This window comes from Ochrobactrum sp. 19YEA23 (assembly GCF_029909865.1).
GTDB lineage: Bacteria > Pseudomonadota > Alphaproteobacteria > Rhizobiales > Rhizobiaceae > Brucella > Brucella gambitense.
Window position 1 is genome coordinate 445,371 of sequence record NZ_JASAMQ010000003.1, and the last position, 18,585, is coordinate 463,955.

Consider the following 18,585-nt stretch of genomic DNA (forward strand, 5'->3'; position numbering starts at 1 on the left):
CTGGGAGGAATGACAATGAAAGACGGAGCATCACCGTTCGTCTGGTACGAACTCATGACTGAAGATGCCGCCGAGGCCGCGAAGTTTTACGGCAACGTCGTCGGCTGGAATACGAAAGACTCGGGCGTCCCCGGTGTAAATTATACCCTTCTTGAAGCGCCGGGCTGCGCCGTTGCCGGTATGATGGCGCTTTCCGATATGCCCAGTGGAGATTGTGGCGCAAAACCCGGCTGGCTCGGCTATATCGGCGTGGCCGATGTGGATGCTATGTCCGAGAAGGTTACCGCCGCAGGCGGCAAAATCCTGCAACCGGGCTATGACATTCCAACCGTCGGGCGGTTTGCCATCGTGTCAGACCCGCAGGGTTCCGTCTTTGCGCTCTTCGAGCCGAAAGACCCGCCTGAACCACCAGCCGATTTTGGTTCGCGCAAGGTGGGCCACCCCGGTTGGCATGAGCTTTATGCCAAGAACGGCGAAGAAGTCTTTGGTTTTTATGAGAAAGTGTTCGGCTGGAAGCTCTCTCGCGACTTCGATATGGGAGCCATGGGCAAATACAAGATCTTCAGCATAAACGGTGCAGACGCGGGCGGCATCATGACAGCCCCGCCAAATGTGCCCAATGGCTGGGGCTTTTACTTCATGGTGGATGGAACGAACGCCGCTGCTGAACGTGTCAAATCGCAGGGTGGCACGGTTACATTCGGGCCGACCGAAGTGCCGAATGGCGAGTGGATCATCCAGTGTCTCGATCCGAAAGGCGTGGCTTTCTCGCTGGTTTCAGCGACGCAATAAGGGGCACGCGCGAAAGCGCATGAAACCAGAGCGTCAGGCGGCTTCTGATTTTAAATCAGAAGTCGTCTTCGTGATGATAATGGCGCAGATAGGCGAATGCTGTTCCCACCAGAACCGGCAGAAGCAAGATTCCTGTCCAGAATATAATGTTGCTCATTTTCTCCCTCCCTGTTGCCCTCAAACCGAAACGATAGCCTGAGACAGTATGCGGGCACTTCGAACAACGCAGAAAGCGGACATTTGTTCCAGCCAGCATCGCTTGCGCGTAAAGCTATTGCCATAACGTCCGCGTTTGAGTAGAAGTGCGAATACATCAAGAGTTGGGGAGACGCCCAACGCCAACCTGCCGCTCCGGGCAAGGTGGTACTCCCTGACAAGGGAGGATGTGGCCAAACCGGCAACTATGCGGATAAAGCCACTCGCGTCTACCTGACAGAATTAGGGACCGACGCGATCATGCCGATAAAAATTCCTGACGATCTGCCAGCAACCAGTGTTCTCCAGGCCGAGGGCGTTATGGTCATGCGCGAGGCGGATGCCGTGCGTCAGGACATACGGCCCCTGCGCATCGGCCTGCTCAATCTGATGCCGAACAAGGCGACCACCGAAACGCAGATTGCACGCCTGCTGGGCGCGACGCCGCTTCAGGTGGAGCTGACACTCGTGCGCATTACCAATCACGTCGCACGCCATACCTCCGCCGATCACATGCTTTCTTTCTACCGTCCGTGGGAAGATGTGCGTGATGAGCGCTTCGATGGCTTCGTGATCACCGGTGCGCCAGTGGAACGGTTGGATTTTGAAGACGTCACCTATTGGGATGAGTTGCAACGCGTTTTCGACTGGACACTGACCCATGTGCATCGCTCGCTGAACATCTGCTGGTCTGCGCAGGCCGCCGTCCATCATTTCCATGGCATGGGCAAGTATGAATTGCCGGCCAAGGCATCGGGCGTCTACAGCCAGCAGAATCTTGCGCCGGCATCGCCCTATCTGCGCGGCTTCTCGGACGATTTCACCATTCCGGTTTCGCGCTGGACCGAAGTGCGCAAGGAAGACATTCCACACAATAGCGGCCTGAATGTTCTCGTTGATAGTGCTGAATCAGGCCTGTGTCTGCTGGAAGACCCAAACCATCGGGCGCTGCACATGTTCAACCATGTCGAATATGACACCACGTCGCTGGCTGATGAATATTTCCGCGATATCCAAGGCGAGCCAGAAACGAAGGTGCCTGCGAATTATTTCCCGGAAGACGATGCCACGCGCCCGCCGCAAAACCGTTGGCGCGGCCACGCGCATCTCCTGTTCGGCAACTGGATCAATGAAATCTACCAGTCAACGCCTTATGATCTGGAAAATATCGGCAAGAAGTGATTGCCTGTGAATAAAGAAAACCCCGGAATGGAAGTTCCGGGGTTTTTGTTTGGGATGAAGCGAACTCAGCTGCCGACGCGATCGAGCCAGCGATGCCATTCTGCTTCCGAACCATGGAACACGTTCAGGTCGATCTTGTTGCTCACGCCCTGAGACAGACCCGATCCCGAATATTGCCAGAACAGCCATGGGCGGCCCGGATACACCTTGGATGGGTGCTGGGCGACAGCGCGCAGCCAGAACGGGTAGTTGGTGAAAGCGCCTTTCAGATTGTCGTCATAGAAATCCGGAGCGGTGTAGATGACCGGGCGCTTGCCGTAATGACGCTCCAGCTTGTCCATGAAAACCTGCATCTTCTCGCGCACCTGTTGCGGCGACGGGCGACGACGGCAGGCGGAATCGCCGTTCCATTCCACATCGATCACCGGCGGCAGTGCATCGGGATCTTTTGGTACATTGCGGATGAACCAATCGGCCTGCTCGCTGGCAACGCGGCACCAGTAGAAGAAGTGATAAGCCCCGCGCTTGATCCCGGCTTCCTTGGCCTCTCGCCAGTTCTTGCGGAACATCGGGTCGAGATGATCACCGCCATCGGTCGCCTTGATATAGGCGAAGTTCGCGCCTTGCGTGCGCAGTTTCGGCCAGTCGATATCGCCCTGCCAGCGCGAGACGTCAACGCCGTGAACAGCGAGCTTGCGCGGCGATGCGCGACCAAAATTGATCGGCTTGGCATCACGGAAGCGGTGGCTGTAAATTCTGGAGCGGTCCTGTGCCGAGCGGGCTTGTGGTTCGAGACGCACTGCCGGATAGGCCGCAACCTGTGGTGCAGGCATGCGCGGCGCTGCTGCCTGCGGTGTCGGCACCTGGGGAACAGGGGCTGGTATCTGCGCGACGGGCCGTTCCTGCAAAGGTGCGCGCGGTTGGGGCGCAACGGGTGCAGGCGGCTGTACCTTGAACGGTCCGCCATCGGGAACAGGTCCCGCCCAGGCGAGCACTTCTTCTTGCGGCGGGAGAGGCTGCGCGCGCGGCGCGCTTGCCGTTTCGGTTACGGCTGCGGGCGGAACCGGCCTCACAACAGAACTGGTCATCTCCGCCGAGGGTTTCGGCTGGAGCATGATGCTGTCGATGCCGGAACTCGATGTGCAGCCCGACAGGGCGGCGCAAGCGAGCGCAATGGCAGACACGACCAAAGAACGCGAAGGCGAAGAACGCATGGGCACCCGTACTCAAAACAAATGGGCTGCAACGCTCTTCCGAGTCATTGCTTTGTTTAGAGTAGCGGCAAAAACTGAATCCAAAGTTTACGAAAGTGCTAACGCACGCGGTTCAAATTGAGCTTTCGAGGATTTTTATCAATGCTGTTGCAGATTTCTCCAGATGGGCTTCATCAAAACCTGAGAAACCGAGGATAAGCCCTTGTCGGGGTTGGAAAAACCTGTAGAGCGGTGAGAGCGGTTGAACGTTGATCCCGGCATCTGCGAGTTTTTCTGCAAGCGCCACATCATTTTGGTTGTCGGAAAGCGCCAACAGCAGGGTCAGGCCCGCAGGCGGCGCTTCGATCCTGAAAAGTGCCGGTTCACCGGGAGACAATGCCGCGATGAGCTTGTTGCGACGTGAGGCGTAGAGGCGGCGCATCCTCCGGATATGCTGGGCGAAGGCGCCGGTTTCGATGAACTGAGCCAGCGCGGGTTGCGCGAGAAGCGATGGCGGCGGTAAAAGCTCTTGTCGAAGTGTGCGAAACTTGTCCGTCAGTTGTGGAGGCACAATCAGGAAGCCGAGCCGCAAGACGGGCGAAAACACTTTCGAGAAACTGCCGATATAGAGAATGCGGTCGCGATCAAGCGACATCAAGGCCGGAAGCGGCTGGCCGATATAGCGGTGCTCGCTGTCATAATCGTCTTCGATGATGAATGCGTCGCTCTCGCGTGCCCAAGCGATGAGATCGAGGCGCCGGGCCAGTGGCATGGTGACACCTGTCGGATGATGGCGGGCAGGCGTTACAAATGCCGCACGCGCATGCATGGCGGCGTGCCGTCCCGCGGTCACCTCCAGACCATTGCCGTCGACGGGCACCGAGACGACGTCAATTCCCTGACCGCCAAGAATGTTTCGGGCGGGAGAATAGCCCGGTTCTTCCATCCAGATTTTGTCGCCCGGTGCGAACATGGCTTCACGGAGCAGAGAAAACGCGTCGGTGCTGCCGCCAGTAATCAGAATTTGCGCGGGGTCAACAGCCATGCCGCGCCATTCGTGCAGATGGCGGGCGAGGGCGGCGCGCAGCGGCAAATAGCCGAAAGGATCGTGCCCGTTCAGCAGGCTGGCGTCAGGGTTGCGCCAGATGCGCCCAAGCAGCTTGCCCCATTCCGCATGGGAAAAATGATCGCTGTCGAACACGCCTTGCTGGAAAGGCTGCGGGACACGCGCTGTCTTGGTTACGGTTTTTGCTGTTTTGAAAGTGCCGGTTGGCCCAGTTTTCAGTGTCACTTCCGGCAATTGAGCGGCTATGCGTGTGCCTGAACCATGCTTGCCCTCCAGATACCCCTCGGCGATCAACTGGTCGTAGGCTGCCAGCGCCGTGGCGCGAGACACGCCCAATTCTTCTGCGAAGGCGCGTGTTGATGGAAGGCGGCTTTCAGGCTTCAGCCTTCCGGTCAGAACAGCCTGCCTTATCTGTTCGGCCAGCTGCACCGCGAGCGGGGTATCGCTCGTCCGGTCAATGCCGAACTCCGGTATCGATGCGATAAGTGGCATGGTTCTATATCTTTTAAGTGGCTATTTTCAACATACCACTATGGCGGCATTTTGCATGTATTGAAAGTCCAAATGCAGACGGGAACGACCAGCATGATGAATGCCCCCACAGACAGAACCAGAATGAAACGCCTGCATGATCGCGGCCATTATGATGCGAACAGCGTGCATGCAATCATCGATGCGCAGCCGCTCGCCCATGTGGCCTATGTTTTCAATGGCACGCCCTATGTGTCACCGACGCTGGTATGGCGCGAAGGCAATTTCATTTACTGGCACGGTTCATCCGCTAGCCGCATGCTGGAAGCCTGCGAAGAAGCAGAAGTCTGCGTCAGCTTCGCGACATTGGACGGGCTGGTTCTGGCGCGCTCTGCCTTTCACCATTCCTGTAACTATCGTTCCGTGATGGCTTTTGGCACTGCGAAGAAGATTACGGATGTCGCGGCGAAGGAACGGCATTTGCGTAATTTCGTGAATGGACTGTTTCCAGATCGCTGGGAAGGGCTGCGCCCGATGATGGCAAAGGAACTAAAAGCGACCATGCTTTTGGAGCTGGAGCTGAACGAGGCGTCGGCCAAGGTTCGCTCCGGTCCGCCGAAGGATGATGAGGCGGATTATGCGCTGCCAATCTGGGCGGGGGTCATCCCGGTGACGACGCAGCTTGGCGAGCCGGTTGACGACGAACGCCTGTTGCCGGGCGTAACGGCTCCGCAAAACGTGCTGCAATTCGGCTATCTGGCGGATGCGGCGGAATAGGCAGCCAAAGTATCAGACCGCCGGGGCGTAAACGGAGCCTAGGCGGTCTTGGACCGTATGACGGCAAATTGATCGAGCGTCGGGGCAGCATCCGCACGATGCTTGACGCTTTCGATCTGCTTCATGAGTTCGGCGATCTTTTCCGGTTGAAAGACGCCGCACTCGTAAATCTGGATGATTTCACGAACCAGTTCGTCCTTCAGGGGAGAGGTAACCGGACAACAGCCGATGGCCGTGCAAGTCTGGATATAGGCTTGCTGCAACCTTGCCAGCTCATCGGCCTTGAACCGTCCGAAGTAATAGTCCCTCGAAAAAGGCATTCCATGCATTCCGCTATGCGACCCGTGGGAGCGGCCCACGCAAGTCAGTGTTCGGAAACTTACCAATCTGCTATGGCTAACTATAGCATATAACCGGAAACCCTAGCCGCCAATCGTTTACGTCTTGTAAAATATTTGTGTTTTTTGGAATATTTATTACGAAAATAAGTATTGTTTCAATTAATTATCCATCGCTTACTCAAGCCTGCTGTCACGGGAAGGTGATCAGCGCAGGAAGACGGTATTTGCCTCGGTCGTCATGGCCATGGCTTGCATGAGTGCCGCCGCGTGCAACAACCGGTCTTTCTCAGCGCTGCCTGCGGTCTCTGATACGGCCAGAATGCGCGTTGCACCGGCCTTGGTGGTTTTGATCAGCGTTGCAGGGTCGAAAGCAGCCAATGTCCGCAGCATGTCCTGTACCGCCATGCGCACATCCGGCACCGGATGGTCGGTCAACTGCGCAAGTTCTAACGCTGCCGAGCCGAGGTTCAACACGGCCAGCATGCCGCGTAAATCCTGATGTGCCTCGGTAGAAGCAGCCGAAGTCTCCGTCACCAATAGACGCGAGATACGGTCCGCGCTTTGGCTGATCCATGCTTCGATGGTGATTGAGCGCGGTGCGGAACCGATCTTCTTCAGACTGTCGCGCATGGCGCGTTTCATGCGGCGCTGTGCGGCATGGGTGTTTGGCGGGATGAGCAGCGAGAATACAAGCGTTCCAATGCCGATGCCGAGAAGGAGTGCGATCACGCCATTCAGAAATGAAGTGGCGTCGGGCCGCGTGAAATTATCAGGTCCGATCAAATCCCAGAAAAAGATTGCGAATGCCGATCCTTTGGCAATTGTCGATGGATTGCGCATGGCGAGCCCGGCGCAGATCAGCACGGGCGCAATGACAATAGTGAAGGGCAGGAACCCCCATATGACTGGCAAAACACCAAAATTCATGATCGCCGCCACGACCGCGGCGATGGCGGAACCTTTCAGAAATTCCGTGCCGCTGGCAACCGGGTTTGGTCTGGTTGCGAAAAGGGCGTTGACCACACCAACGACAATGACGAAACCGGCCCCTGACGGCCACGCGGTGAAAATCCAGATTGCAGAAGCGGCGGTGAGGGCCACGAATGCGCGAATGCCGTTGATCACCGCTGCCGTGTGATCAACGTGATAAGAAAGGCGAACACGGTTGGCTTTTGGGTGGGTCGTGTCGAGTTCGGCCTCAATGGCCAAAGCCTGCTCCTGAAAGCCGAGCATACTTCGCAGGCGGTACAAGAACATCAGCCGTCCGGATGCGAGATCGGCATTGCTGGCGGTTTCTTCTTCCGCCGTGCGGATGATCTTTTCGCGCAGGGCTTCCAGATCGACGCTTTCGTCACCATCCGCGATCCGCGCCATGGCGTCTCTTGCCTCCAGCAGCAAAGGATCGTCACGGGTGGTTTGCGGCGGCATTTCCAATATGGCGCGGACTGCCGATGCCTGCTGCAACGTGACGACCATGGCCTGACGGAGATAGCCGACGCTGCGTCGGACAGTAACGGAACTCGCGGCTTTGTATTCAATGGCCGTATCGAAGGCGATGGCGTTGCGATAGGCGGTTTGGAGCGCGCCGGTTCCGGCTTCTCCGCCGAGCATTTCAGCGCAGAGTTTTGTCGTCTGCCGCATGAATTTTCCAAGCTGCGCGCGGGCCTCCTCGAAGGGATTGTCGGTACTGAACAGCCAGGTGATGATTGCTTCGGTGACGATGCCCAGCGCGATGTAGATCAATCGCGACATGGCGATTTCAAACACATTGTCCGGATCGGACAGCGAGTCGATGGCAACGATGGCCGCCGTATAGCCAGCGAGTACCGCGCCATAGGAGCGAAAGTTGCGCAAGCCTGTCGAAAGCGCAGTGCAAAGGCCGATCCAGCTTGCAAGCACCAGCAGAAACAAGGTTGGCGTCTGGATGAAGATTGCCGTGAGCAATACGGCGACAACAACGCCGATTGCCGTGCCCATCAATCGGTAGATGCTCTTGGAAACGCTCATTGCGCGGCTGCTTTGAGCGACGATCCATACTGTCATGGCGGCCCATTTCGGGTCGTCCATATTCATCAGGAAGGCGATATAAAGCGCGATCAGCGATGCGGCGGTAGTGCGTACCGCAAAAATGAGATCGTTGCGCTTGATGATCATGATTTCAATAGGTTGCCGCAAGAGGCCGAAAGAATGGCGATACTAAAAATGACGATGATAGTGGTTTGGCTGCTGCGTCAAGCAACTATTGTTTCAAAACAGCGTGTGTTGCGGCCTATAGAGGTTGTCGCTTTATTCCAGAGCCATAAAATAGGCTGCAAGTTTATTGAAAGCTGATTGAAAGCTTGGCTGCTGTAACCATTCTTCACCGATTAGAGGAATCGGCTGCATATCAGGAGGAGGGTTCGGCTTTTGCCGGACTGAAGCATTCCTTGGAGGAGCCTATATGAAAATTTCAACGAATTCGCTTCGGCTTGTTTGGCGCGCTGCGCTTTTGAGCGGCGTCATGGTGCTAGGCGCCGGTGCTGCGCATGCCGAAAAACTGACGGTTATCGTCGGCGGTATGGAAAAGCAGATTTATCTGCCGGCTGTACTGACCGAAAAGCTTGGTTACTTCAAGGATGAAGGCCTCGACGTCGAGCTGATCAACAGTCGCGCAGGCGTGGATGCCGAGAACGAACTGCTTGCCGGAGCCGCGCAGGCCGTGGTCGGCTTCTACGACCACACCATCGACCTTCAGTCGAAGGGCAAGTTCATTCAGTCCATCGTACAGTTCAGCCAGGCGCCGGGCGAAGTGGAACTGGTTTCGACCAAATATGCCGACCAGATCAAGTCGCCAGCCGATTTCAAGGGCCACACGCTGGGCGTGACGGGCCTTGGCTCTTCCACAGACTTCCTGACGCAGTATCTGGCAGTGCGCAACGGGCTGAAGCAGGGCGATTACACGCTGCTGCCGGTCGGCGCAGGCAATACCTTCATCGCAGCCATCAAGCAGGACGCTATTCAGGCCGGTATGACCACCGAACCGACGATTGCCACCATGCTCAAGACCGGCGAAGCCAAGGTTCTGGTTGATATGCGTACGCCGGAAAAGACCGCCGAAGCGCTTGGCGGACCTTACCCGGCTGCGTCCTTCTATGTGCAGTCGGCATGGCTTGAAACCCATAAGGAAGATGCGCAGAAGCTGACCAATGCTCTGGTCAAAACCATGCGTTACATCGCTTCGCACAGCGCCGAAGAAATCGCCGAGCAAATGCCGAAGGACTACTATGTCGGCGACAAGGACCTTTATGTGAAGGGCTTGGCTGAAGGCAAGGCGCAGTATACGCCCGATGGCCGCATGCCGAAGGATGGTCCGGAAACGGTTCTGAAGGTGCTCGCAACCTTCAAGAAGCCGTTGCAGGAAAAGCAGATCGACCTGTCGAAGACCTACACGACGGAATTCGTCGACAAGGCCAACGCGACGCTCGACGCCGCGAAGTAAGCGGGCCCCCGGCTGGCGTTCGCAAATGAACGTCAGCCCCGCCGACCCAACCACATTCAACAGCATTGCAGGCGCGCGATATTAAACATTGCGCGCGAGCGGTGCCGCACATCCGCGAGGAACCTATGCTGATGGAAGCCCCGAAAACCATTGCGCGCGACGAAGCCGGTAATGGCGCGCCCGCAATCGAACTCAACAATGTTACCCGTCGCTTTGTCACGCCCGACGGCAAGATGATGACGGCGCTGCGCGATTTCACCATGCATGTCGGCAAGGGCGAGTTTGCCTGCGTCGTCGGTCCGACCGGCTGCGGCAAGTCCACAACGCTCAATCTCGTGACCGGTCTCGCCAAGCCAAGCGCCGGTGAAGTGCGCCTGATGGGGCAGCCCATCGAGGGTATCAGCCCCGATATCGGCTTTGTGTTTCAGGCGGATGCGCTGTTTCCATGGCTCAATGTCATCGACAATGTGAGCGCGGGTCCACGCTATCGCGGCTTGGGCAAGGAAGAAGCCTATGAAAAGGCGCGCAGCTGGATTGCCCGCGTTGGCCTTGCACGCTTTGAAAAGCACTACCCGCACCAGCTTTCTGGCGGTATGCGCAAGCGCGTGGCGCTGGCCCAGACCTTCATCAATGAGCCGAAAATCCTGCTCATGGACGAGCCGTTCAGCGCGCTCGACATCCAGACCCGTACGCTGATGCAGGCCGAATTGCTCGATCTCTGGCAGCAATCCGGCGCTTCGGTGATTTTTGTCACCCACGACCTCGAAGAAGCCATCGCTCTTGCCGACAAGGTTTACGTGCTGACTGCCGGACCAGCCACGGTCAAGAGCGTTTACAACATCGACATTCCCCGCCCGCGTGTCATGGAAGACATTCGCTACGACGACAAATTCGTCGAAATCGCAAAAGTGATCTGGGACGACCTGCGTGAAGAAGTGCAGATCGGCCAGCAGCGCGCGCTGGCAAGCGGCAAATAAAACCGGGAGGAACCGACATGACTGCACAAACTCTTGCTTCTCCCGCGGGCGCTCAGGCCAATGGAAGCGCTGCGGAACTCGCCCGCACGGAAGCGACCTTCCGCGCCAAGTCGCGCCAGCGTCGCGCCGTCGTTATTCTCGTTCGCCTCGCCATTCTGTTTGCAGTCCTTGGCGGCTGGGAACTGGGCGCACGCACGGGCTTTATCGATCCGTTCTTCTTTGCCAGCCCGTCGGGCATTGCCGACCAGATATGGATCTGGATCACAGAAGGCACATCGCAGGGTCCGCTTTCCGAGCAGATCATCGTAACGCTTGAAGAAACCGTGCTTGGCTTCCTCATCGGTGCTGTGGGCGGCGTCATCTGCGGCATCATTCTCGGTCGTAACAAGTTTCTGGCCGATGTGTTTTCGATTTATATCAAGATCGCCAACTCGATCCCGCGTGTTGTTCTCGGCTCGATCTTCATCATCGCGCTTGGTCTCGGCATGGCCTCCAAGGTCGCGCTTGCCGTGGTCATGGTGTTCTTCGTGGTCTTCGCCAATGCGTTCCAGGGTGTCCGTGAAGCTGATCGCGCCTTGATTGCCAATGCGCAGATTCTCGGCGCTTCGCCGTCGCAGATCACCCGCTCGGTCATCATCCCATCGGCCATGAGCTGGATTCTGGCGAGCTTGCATGTCAGCTTCGGCTTCGCGCTTGTCGGTGCGGTGGTGGGTGAGTTTCTGGGCGCCAAGAAGGGCGTTGGCCTGATGATCTCGACGGCTCAGGGCTCGTTCAATGCCAATGGCGTTTTCTCCGCCATGGTCATTCTGGCCGTGCTGGCTCTGGTGGTTGAATACATCATCACGCTGATCGAAAATCATCTCGTCAAGTGGCGTCCGCAGGCTTTGTCCGAACAGGGCAGCTGATAACGAAAGCTGAGAATTGATAGAGCGGTTCCGTCGGAACCTCTCTATCCGTTGGTTTTCACGCATTATCCTACGCAAAACCGCTTCGCACTTTTGCTGGAAATGCTCTTAAATCAGGCGGCGGGCAAGGTCACAATGACCGTTAGCCCGCCGCCTTTTGTTTCGAGAAGCTGGACGTCGCCATCCGCCGCATCGGCAACTTCCCGCACGATGGCAAGGCCGAGACCGCTTCCTTCGGCAAGCGTTCCCGGCACGCGGTAGAAGCGTTCGAAAACATGTTCGCGTTCTGCAACGGCAATTCCGGGACCGTTATCTTCAACCGTGATACGAACCCGGCTATCCTGACTGTCGATGCTCAAGGTCACCATGCCGCCTTGCGGTGTGTAAGAGAGGGCATTGTCCACCAGATTGACGATCATTTCGCGCAGCATCGTGCCATCGCCAGAGACAGCGGCATTTGCCGTTTTCAGATCGAAGCCGAGATCGATGTTGCGGTCGAAGGCCTTTCCGGCGAGGCTTTCCAGCACCTGTTTTCCAGCTTCGGCCAGATCGATACGATCAGCGCGGGGCCGCCTGCTTCCGGGTTCGGCACGCGACAGTGTCAGCAATTGCGCGGCGAGGCGGGATAGCTGCATCGCCGTATTTTTGAGACTGGTGAGGACTTCGTTCCGTTCATTCTCACTGGTCGTGCGCACGGCAAAACTTGCCTGTGTGGTCAGCGTTGCAATCGGCGTGCGAAGCTGGTGCGCGGCATTCTGGATAAACCGGCGCTGTGCGGACATCTGTTTGCGTACCCGCTCCATATACTGGTTGAGCGCGGTAACGAGGGGTCGCAATTCCGTCTGGACCGTCTCAGGATCGAACGCTTCGAGTTCCGATTTGCGATTGCGCACTTCGTTGCGCAGCCTGATGAGCGGGCGCAACACGAAACGTAGCCCCAGCAGGGATAAAGCGCCCGCTGCGATGATGAGCAGGGATTGTTGCCACACCGAATGCAGCCAGAGATCGCGCTGCATGGCATCATAACCGGCCATGGTCACACCGACGATAACATCGATTGATTGCGGTAAGTTCGCGGAAGCGGCAACAGGATGGCGCAGAACCACGAGCCGCAATTCGCGGTCACGATAGGTTCCCAGGTAATGCTGCGGATCAAAATTGGCTATTGTCGCAGGCTGCGGCAAATCGGGATAACCGGCCAGCAGGCGACCGTCCGAGGTTTCGACACGATAATAGACGCGATCGCCGTAGCCGGTTGAAAACATTTCCAAGGCGACCGGCGGTATGACTGCATCGATGGCGTCGTGTGACGCTGCTGTCGCTTCGCCGATTGCGCGGGCAGAGGCTGTCAGCATCCGGTCGGAGACGATGCCTGCGATATTTTCCGAGGAGCGCCACGCCGTCCAGAGATTGAGGGCCGCGACAACGATCAGCGGCACGACAATCCACGAGACGAGCTGGGCGCGAAGACTTTGGGACAGTCGGGAGAAAAGCCGGGCCATGTCAGCCCGCGTCGCGCAGAAGATAGCCGAGGCCGCGTAACGTCACGATCTCCGCCTTACTGCCTTCGAGTTTCTTTCGCAGACGATGAATGTAGATTTCGATGGCGTTCTCGTCCGTCTCGCTGTCAAAATCATAGATGCCTTGAACCAGTGTCGCCTTGCTGACGGTGGTCCCGATACGGCGCAGAAGCTGTTCCAGCACCGCATGTTCCTTGGGGGCAAGCGGTAGAGCATCATCCCCGACTGAAAACAGCCGCGTATTGGTGTCGAAGCGCAGAAAACCACAGGTGACGACAGGCGCTGTACGCTGGCTCGCGCGGCGCAGATGCGCGCGGATACGTGCTTCCAGCTCGCTTAATTCAAAAGGCTTTGCCAGATAATCGTCTGCTCCGGCGTCCAGCCCGCGAATACGGCCATCGAGGCTCGCATTGGCGGTCAGGATGATGACCGGCACTTCATTGCCGCGACTGCGTATCTGCTCCAGCACGTCCAGCCCGGTCTTGTCCGGCAGGCCCAGATCGAGGATGACGAGATTATACTCGGTGAAAGCCAAAGCCTGCTCAGCATCGGCGGCATCGTGCACCGTATCGACGTTGTAATTCGACTGTTGCAGGCTTTTGGCAAGCCAGCTCGCGAGGGTCAGATTGTCTTCGACAAGCAATATACGCATAAGCGGCGATGATAGAGCACAAGGTGAGAAGTGTGAAACGGTTTTGCGAGAAGATGCGCGTAAAAACAAAATGTTAGAGCACTAACTTGATTCAACCGCGATGAACCTAAACTGATAGGTGGCCTTCACATTATCAAGACCGGGCGTTATAAGCGTTCCGGCTTACCGGATATGAGGATAAGACCTTGAAAATCGGCGTTGTTACCGTTTCTGATCGTGCAAGTCGCGGCGAATATGAGGATCTGAGCGGTCCTGCCATCGAAGCATGGCTGAAGAGCGCAATCGTCACGCCTTATGAAACGGTGAAGCGCGTCATTCCCGACGGAATGGCGTCGGTACGCGATACGCTGATTGCGCTTTGCGATGATGAGGCTTGCGATCTGATCCTGACCACTGGCGGCACGGGGCCAAGCCCACGTGATGAGACAACGGAAGCCATGCAGGTTGTGCTGCATAAGGAATTGCCGGGTTTTGGCGAGTTGATGCGCCGCGTCAGTCTGGAACAGACACCGACGGCCATTCTTTCGCGTCAGACGGCTGGCAGTCGCGGCAAGAGTTTCATTTTGAACCTGCCGGGCAAGCCCGCATCCATCGCAATGACCTTGCAGGCGGTCTTTCCAGCTATCCCGTATTGTTTGGATTTGATCGGTGCGGGCCGCATTGAAACGGACCCTGCTGTCGTTAAAGCGCACCGTCCCAGCTAGGAAAAACGGTACAGCGATTCCCAATTTGGTCGGGATTCTACATTGCCTTTCGTCCGTTGTCATCACGACGAATTGCGCAACCCTGCTTTGCACTTTTATATGATTTCAACGCTTGCTTTTCCCCGAAACCGCGCTGAATAATAGCGGAAAAAGGGGTATTAAGTGAAGCCATTTGACGAAATGCTCAACCATGGCGGGAATGTCCGCCCACCTTACGAATTTCTCAAACAGTGGCTCGACGGCCAGGATTCTGGCAAGCTTTTGCAGAAATCTCATGATGCCGAAAGCGTCTTTCGCAAGACCGGCATTACCTTTGCGGTCTATGGCGATCAGGAAGCCGCCGAGCGGCTTATTCCCTTTGATATCATCCCGCGTATTATTTCCGGTCAGGAATGGCGTCGTCTTTCGCAAGGCATCGAACAGCGCGTCATGGCGCTCAATGCTTTTCTTGACGATATTTATCATCGGCAGGAAATCATCAGGGCAGGGCGTATTCCCAAGGAGCTGATTACCAAGAATGAGGCATTCCTGCCCGAGATGATTGGTTTTCGTCCACCCGGCAATGTCTATACGCACATCATCGGCGTCGATATCGTGCGCACGGCCGAAAACCAGTTCTACGTGCTGGAGGATAATGCCCGCACGCCGTCCGGCGTTTCTTACATGCTGGAAAATCGCGAGACGATGATGCAGCTTTTCCCGGAGCTGTTCCAGAATGTGAAGGTGCGTCCGGTCGAGAATTATCCGCAATTGCTGCGCCAGTCGCTGGCCAGTGTCGCACCTCCCGGCACACAGGGCGTGCCGACCGTCGCGGTGCTGACGCCCGGCATTTATAATTCCGCCTATTTCGAACATGCATTTCTCGCTGACCAGATGGGTGTCGAGCTGGTGGAAGGAAGCGATCTGCGGGTGGTCGATGGACGTGTTGCCATGCGTACGACGCAGGGCTATCGCGCCATCGACGTGCTTTACCGCCGTGTGGACGACGCTTATCTCGACCCGCTGACTTTCCGTCCGGATTCGACGCTGGGTGTTGCGGGCATCATGGATGTCTACCGCGCAGGCAATATCACCATCGCCAACGCGCCGGGCACAGGCATTGCCGACGACAAGGCAATCTATTCCTACATGCCGGAAATCATCGAGTTCTATACTGGTCGCAAGGCGATCCTCGAAAACGTGCCGACATGGCGCTGTTCGGAGCCGGACAGTCTGGCCTATGTGCTCGACAATCTTGCCGATCTCGTCGTCAAGGAGGTGCATGGTTCTGGCGGTTACGGCATGCTGGTCGGGCCTGCTTCCACCAAGGCGGAACGGGAAGCCTTTTCGAAGAAGCTCAAGGCCCGTCCGCGCAACTATATCGCACAGCCGACGCTGGCGCTTTCCACGACCCCGATCTTTACCGAAAAGGGTCTGGCACCGCGCCATGTCGATCTTCGTCCATTCGTGCTGGTTTCCGATCGCATCCGCATCACGCCCGGCGGCTTGACCCGCGTAGCGTTGAAGGAAGGATCGCTGGTGGTGAATTCCAGCCAGGGCGGCGGCACCAAGGATACCTGGGTTCTAGACGACTAGAACTTGGTCCACTGTGATTTTGTAAGCGCTGAAACCGGCATCAAGACCGGAGCGCGAGGACGGAGCCGCTGGAGCGCTTTTCGATCTGATTGAATCAGATCGGCGCTCTAAGCCCTTCTATTTTGAGCGTAATCTTATCGATCCTCGTTTCACTCCGGTCGGATTATGCTCCAAGGCTCAACAAGGGGAATGATTTCATGCTTTTAGGCCGCACGGCAAACGGGCTTTTCTGGATGTTCCGCTACATTGAGCGGGCAGAAAACATGGCTCGCCTGGTGGATGCCGGATTGCGCATGGCGCTGACCAAAACGTCCGATGCCCCGGAGGAATGGTCTTCCGTGGTGGTGTCGGCGGGCGCGAGTCAGGCCTTTTCCGCCAAATATGATGCTTACAATGCTGCGAATGTCGCCGATTTCCTGCTGCGGGACACCAGTAATCCATCAAGCGTGATGTCGTGTTTTGAGACGGCGCGTTCCAATGGACGTATGGTGCGCACCGCGCTGACGCGCGAAGCATGGGAAAGCGTCAACGAAGCGTGGATGCTGTTGAAGAAGTCGCTGAGCAAGCCTTTGAAGGAAAGCGACCTGCCGCCGCTACTCGACCAGATCAAGCGCGAGACGGCACTGATCCGCGGTGCTTTTCACGGCACCATGCTGCGCAACGAGATTTTCGATTTTGCGGGCCTGGGCACCTTTATAGAGCGCGCCGACAATACGGCGCGCATTCTCGACGTAAAATATTATGTGCTTCTGCCGGCCATTTCCTATGTCGGCACGACACTTGATAATTATCAGTGGGAGTCGATCCTGCGCTCTGTTTCGGCGCATCGCTCCTATCGCTGGGTTTATGACGGCGATTATCGCCCGGCGCATGTCGCGGATTACCTGATCCTGAACGGGCGCATGCCGCGCTCGCTGAATTATTGCTATCGTAGCATCAACGAGCATCTGGATTTTCTGTCCAAGGACTATGGCAATGATGCCACCTGTCATGAAACAGGGGAGAAAATCTTTTCGACACTGCAAAATCAGGACATAAGTGCAATCTTCGATGTGGGGCTGCACGAATTCCTGACGGACTTCATCAAGTGCAACAACCGGCTCGGCAACGAGATCGCTGAAACCTATAATTTCTATTGAGGTCCTCGCTTGCATCTTAATATCCGGCACGTTTCGCATTACGCTTATGAACATCCGGTGCCCTATGCGGTGCAGCGTTTGCGTTTGCGGCCGCCAACCGTGCCGGGACAGGTGGTGAAGCACTGGGAGCTGAAGATCGAGGGCGGCGAGCCGGAAGTCTCTTATGTCGATGGTTTTGGCAACAAGACCGATCTGGTGCAGCACCATCGCAATATCAGCGAGATCATCATTACCGCCAGCGGCAGTGTCGAAGTGGAAGACCGCGTCGGCGTGCTCGGGCCTGTCTATGGCTATGCGCCATTGTGGCTGTTTGAGCGCGAAACCGAATTGACCCTGCCGGGTGAGGGCATTCGCGCGCTGGCGGGTGAACTTTCAACCGGGCAGGAGCGGCTTGCGCTGCTTCACGATCTGATGAACCGCGTCCATGGTTCTGTCGCCTATGTGCCCGGCACGACCAGCGTTTTCACTGATGCGGAAACGGCGCTCGGCGCGGGCAAAGGGGTTTGTCAGGACCACAGCCACATCTTCCTGTCGGCTGCGCGGCTCCTCGGCATTCCGGCGCGTTATGTCTCCGGCTATCTCATGATGGAGGGCGTGGAAGACCAGACTGCAAGTCATGCCTGGGCCGAAGCGCATATCGATGGGCTCGGCTGGGTCGGATTCGATGCGGCCAACAATATTTGCCCGAATGACCGCTATGTGCGTCTGGCGACGGGGCTCGATTATCGCGATGCAGCTCCAATTTCGGGCGTTCGGCTTGGTGGAACGGCTGAAACCCTTGCGGTTCACATCAATGTAGGGCAGTGATCGGACAAGAACGATGATAATGCCTGCCGGATACTGCCGATGACCTATTGCGTTGGAATGAAAACTGATCGTGGCCTTGTGTTCATGTCCGATACCCGGACGAATGCGGGGCTCGATAATATTTCCACATTTTCCAAGATGCGGAGCTGGTCGAAGCCCGGCGACCGCGTCATCGTCCTGCTCTCGGCTGGCAATCTTGCCACGACCCAATCCGTCGCCAGCCTTCTCGAAGAGCGGATGAAGGCGCCTGCCGACCGCCACCCGTCGGTATTCGATGCACCCTCCATGTTTCAGGTCGCGCGGCTGATCGGTGATACGGTCAAGGAAGTGATCCAGAATTCCGCGACCGGTGGCCAGAAGGCGGCCGATGCATTCGGTGCTTCCTTCATTCTGGGTGGACAAATCAAGGGCGGCCAGCCGCGCCTGTTCTATATCTATCCGGAAGGCAATTTCATCGAAAGCTCGGTCGATACGCCGTTCTTCCAGATCGGTGAGAACAAATATGGCAAGCCCATTCTGGTGCGCGCCTATCAGCAGGATATGAGCTTCGAGGAAGCAGTGAAGTTGCTGCTCGTCTCTTTCGATTCCACGCTGAAGGCCAATCTCTCTGTCGGGCTTCCGCTGGACATGCAGATTTACGAAACCGACAGCCTCAAGACGGGCATGCAGCGGCGCTTTGAGGCAACGGATCCCTATTACCAGACGGTATCGGAAAGCTGGTCCGAAGCACTGAAGTCAGCGCTTGTGCAATTGCCGCCATTCAGTTTCGACGATCAGAAATAACAAATCGCAGTGGTTTAAAAGAGAAGAC

Annotated in this window: 18 protein-coding genes and 1 riboswitch; of the genes, 12 read left to right on the forward strand and 6 right to left on the reverse strand. The window is 56.9% G+C overall.

Annotation, left to right across the window (positions count from 1 at the left end; translation table 11 throughout):
• The first annotated feature begins 15 nt into the window (after window positions 1-15).
• Both QBD01_RS10995 and metA read left to right on the forward strand, forming a co-directional pair.
• The gene (locus QBD01_RS10995; protein WP_280992806.1) at window positions 16-792 is read left to right on the forward strand and encodes a VOC family protein; all 777 of its coding nucleotides are present in this window, start codon (window positions 16-18) and stop codon (window positions 790-792) included.
• Between the two features lie 305 nt (window positions 793-1,097).
• Window positions 1,098-1,207: riboswitch (SAM-I-IV-variant riboswitch) on the forward strand.
• A 41-nt stretch (window positions 1,208-1,248) separates the two neighbouring features.
• Window positions 1,249-2,169, forward strand: coding sequence for a homoserine O-succinyltransferase (gene metA, locus QBD01_RS11000; RefSeq protein WP_280992807.1), 921 nt, complete (start codon window positions 1,249-1,251; stop codon window positions 2,167-2,169).
• 65 nt (window positions 2,170-2,234) lie between these two features.
• Here metA and QBD01_RS11005 read toward each other — a convergent pair whose 3' ends face one another.
• Window positions 2,235-3,383: a GH25 family lysozyme gene (locus tag QBD01_RS11005; RefSeq protein WP_182520545.1), complete on the reverse strand. Its 1,149-nt coding sequence runs from the start codon at window positions 3,381-3,383 to the stop codon at window positions 2,235-2,237.
• Between QBD01_RS11005 and QBD01_RS11010 the strand changes: the two genes are divergently transcribed.
• A complete protein-coding gene (locus tag QBD01_RS11010) occupies window positions 3,283-3,504 on the forward strand; it encodes a hypothetical protein (RefSeq protein ID WP_280992886.1) in 222 nt (73 codons plus the stop codon). The two genes, QBD01_RS11005 and QBD01_RS11010, sit on opposite strands and share 101 nt — an antisense overlap.
• Here the strand turns inward: QBD01_RS11010 and QBD01_RS11015 are convergent.
• On the reverse strand, window positions 3,496-4,920 hold the full coding sequence (locus QBD01_RS11015) for a PLP-dependent aminotransferase family protein (RefSeq protein ID WP_280992808.1): 1,425 nt from the start codon (window positions 4,918-4,920) through the stop codon (window positions 3,496-3,498). The two genes, QBD01_RS11010 and QBD01_RS11015, sit on opposite strands and share 9 nt — an antisense overlap.
• A 93-nt stretch (window positions 4,921-5,013) precedes the next feature.
• On the opposite strand from QBD01_RS11015, the gene QBD01_RS11020 reads away from it, so the two are divergent.
• Window positions 5,014-5,676, forward strand: a complete 663-nt coding sequence (locus tag QBD01_RS11020) for a pyridoxamine 5'-phosphate oxidase family protein (RefSeq protein ID WP_392391383.1) — start codon at window positions 5,014-5,016, stop codon at window positions 5,674-5,676.
• 38 nt (window positions 5,677-5,714) lie between these two features.
• Here QBD01_RS11020 and QBD01_RS11025 read toward each other — a convergent pair whose 3' ends face one another.
• Together QBD01_RS11025 and QBD01_RS11030 are read right to left on the reverse strand one after the other, a co-directional pair.
• Window positions 5,715-5,996, reverse strand: a complete 282-nt coding sequence (locus QBD01_RS11025) for a hypothetical protein (protein WP_182520542.1) — start codon at window positions 5,994-5,996, stop codon at window positions 5,715-5,717.
• 225 nt (window positions 5,997-6,221) lie between these two features.
• A complete protein-coding gene (locus QBD01_RS11030; RefSeq protein WP_280992810.1) occupies window positions 6,222-8,171 on the reverse strand; it encodes an FUSC family protein in 1,950 nt (649 codons plus the stop codon).
• Window positions 8,172-8,457: 286 nt separating this feature from the next.
• Between QBD01_RS11030 and QBD01_RS11035 the strand changes: the two genes are divergently transcribed.
• From QBD01_RS11035 to QBD01_RS11045, 3 genes are all read left to right on the forward strand, one after another.
• Complete coding sequence (locus QBD01_RS11035) at window positions 8,458-9,495, forward strand: ABC transporter substrate-binding protein (RefSeq protein ID WP_392391376.1); 1,038 nt, start codon at window positions 8,458-8,460, stop codon at window positions 9,493-9,495.
• Window positions 9,496-9,620: 125 nt separating this feature from the next.
• Window positions 9,621-10,472, forward strand: a complete 852-nt coding sequence (locus tag QBD01_RS11040) for an ABC transporter ATP-binding protein (RefSeq protein ID WP_280992811.1) — start codon at window positions 9,621-9,623, stop codon at window positions 10,470-10,472.
• A 17-nt stretch (window positions 10,473-10,489) separates the two neighbouring features.
• Window positions 10,490-11,377: an ABC transporter permease gene (locus tag QBD01_RS11045; protein ID WP_113533464.1), complete on the forward strand. Its 888-nt coding sequence runs from the start codon at window positions 10,490-10,492 to the stop codon at window positions 11,375-11,377.
• 113 nt (window positions 11,378-11,490) lie between these two features.
• Here the strand turns inward: QBD01_RS11045 and QBD01_RS11050 are convergent, their stop codons facing one another.
• Together QBD01_RS11050 and QBD01_RS11055 are read right to left on the reverse strand one after the other, a co-directional pair.
• Entirely contained in the window at window positions 11,491-12,879 is a 1,389-nt protein-coding gene (locus tag QBD01_RS11050; RefSeq protein ID WP_280992812.1) for a sensor histidine kinase, read from the reverse strand.
• Between the two features lies 1 nt (window position 12,880).
• Window positions 12,881-13,549 (reverse strand): response regulator transcription factor, encoded by a 669-nt coding sequence (locus tag QBD01_RS11055; RefSeq protein ID WP_182520537.1) that lies wholly within the window; start codon window positions 13,547-13,549, stop codon window positions 12,881-12,883.
• Window positions 13,550-13,734: 185 nt separating this feature from the next.
• Here QBD01_RS11055 and mog point away from each other — a divergent pair, with 185 nt between their 5' ends.
• The 5 genes from mog (at window position 13,735) to QBD01_RS11080 (ending at window position 18,557) form a co-directional block, all read left to right on the forward strand.
• Window positions 13,735-14,253 carry a molybdopterin adenylyltransferase gene (mog, locus tag QBD01_RS11060; protein ID WP_280992813.1) on the forward strand — a complete coding sequence of 173 codons (519 nt, stop codon included), beginning with the start codon at window positions 13,735-13,737 and terminating at the stop codon, window positions 14,251-14,253.
• Window positions 14,254-14,415: 162 nt separating this feature from the next.
• Window positions 14,416-15,828, forward strand: coding sequence for a circularly permuted type 2 ATP-grasp protein (locus tag QBD01_RS11065; protein ID WP_280992814.1), 1,413 nt, complete (start codon window positions 14,416-14,418; stop codon window positions 15,826-15,828).
• Window positions 15,829-16,025: 197 nt separating this feature from the next.
• Window positions 16,026-16,967: an alpha-E domain-containing protein gene (locus QBD01_RS11070; protein WP_182520534.1), complete on the forward strand. Its 942-nt coding sequence runs from the start codon at window positions 16,026-16,028 to the stop codon at window positions 16,965-16,967.
• A gap of 9 nt (window positions 16,968-16,976) precedes the next feature.
• On the forward strand, window positions 16,977-17,774 hold the full coding sequence (locus QBD01_RS11075; protein ID WP_280992815.1) for a transglutaminase family protein: 798 nt from the start codon (window positions 16,977-16,979) through the stop codon (window positions 17,772-17,774).
• 39 nt (window positions 17,775-17,813) lie between these two features.
• A complete protein-coding gene (locus tag QBD01_RS11080; RefSeq protein ID WP_078337019.1) occupies window positions 17,814-18,557 on the forward strand; it encodes a proteasome-type protease in 744 nt (247 codons plus the stop codon).
• Window positions 18,558-18,585 lie beyond the last annotated feature (28 nt).

What these genes read in the sequence shown, in the direction of transcription:
- QBD01_RS10995 (WP_280992806.1), top strand. Translation starts at nt 16, where the DNA reads ATGAAAGACGGAGCATCACCGTTCGTCTGGTACGAACTCATGACTGAA.
- metA (WP_280992807.1), top strand. Translation starts at nt 1,249, where the DNA reads ATGCCGATAAAAATTCCTGACGATCTGCCAGCAACCAGTGTTCTCCAG.
- QBD01_RS11010 (WP_280992886.1), top strand. Translation starts at nt 3,283, where the DNA reads ATGATGCTGTCGATGCCGGAACTCGATGTGCAGCCCGACAGGGCGGCG.
- QBD01_RS11005 (WP_182520545.1), bottom strand. Translation starts at nt 3,383, where the DNA reads ATGCGTTCTTCGCCTTCGCGTTCTTTGGTCGTGTCTGCCATTGCGCTC.
- QBD01_RS11015 (WP_280992808.1), bottom strand. Translation starts at nt 4,920, where the DNA reads ATGCCACTTATCGCATCGATACCGGAGTTCGGCATTGACCGGACGAGC.
- QBD01_RS11020 (WP_392391383.1), top strand. Translation starts at nt 5,014, where the DNA reads ATGATGAATGCCCCCACAGACAGAACCAGAATGAAACGCCTGCATGAT.
- QBD01_RS11025 (WP_182520542.1), bottom strand. Translation starts at nt 5,996, where the DNA reads ATGCCTTTTTCGAGGGACTATTACTTCGGACGGTTCAAGGCCGATGAG.
- QBD01_RS11030 (WP_280992810.1), bottom strand. Translation starts at nt 8,171, where the DNA reads ATGATCATCAAGCGCAACGATCTCATTTTTGCGGTACGCACTACCGCC.
- QBD01_RS11035 (WP_392391376.1), top strand. Translation starts at nt 8,458, where the DNA reads ATGAAAATTTCAACGAATTCGCTTCGGCTTGTTTGGCGCGCTGCGCTT.
- QBD01_RS11040 (WP_280992811.1), top strand. Translation starts at nt 9,621, where the DNA reads ATGCTGATGGAAGCCCCGAAAACCATTGCGCGCGACGAAGCCGGTAAT.
- QBD01_RS11045 (WP_113533464.1), top strand. Translation starts at nt 10,490, where the DNA reads ATGACTGCACAAACTCTTGCTTCTCCCGCGGGCGCTCAGGCCAATGGA.
- QBD01_RS11050 (WP_280992812.1), bottom strand. Translation starts at nt 12,879, where the DNA reads ATGGCCCGGCTTTTCTCCCGACTGTCCCAAAGTCTTCGCGCCCAGCTC.
- QBD01_RS11055 (WP_182520537.1), bottom strand. Translation starts at nt 13,549, where the DNA reads ATGCGTATATTGCTTGTCGAAGACAATCTGACCCTCGCGAGCTGGCTT.
- QBD01_RS11070 (WP_182520534.1), top strand. Translation starts at nt 16,026, where the DNA reads ATGCTTTTAGGCCGCACGGCAAACGGGCTTTTCTGGATGTTCCGCTAC.
- QBD01_RS11080 (WP_078337019.1), top strand. Translation starts at nt 17,814, where the DNA reads ATGACCTATTGCGTTGGAATGAAAACTGATCGTGGCCTTGTGTTCATG.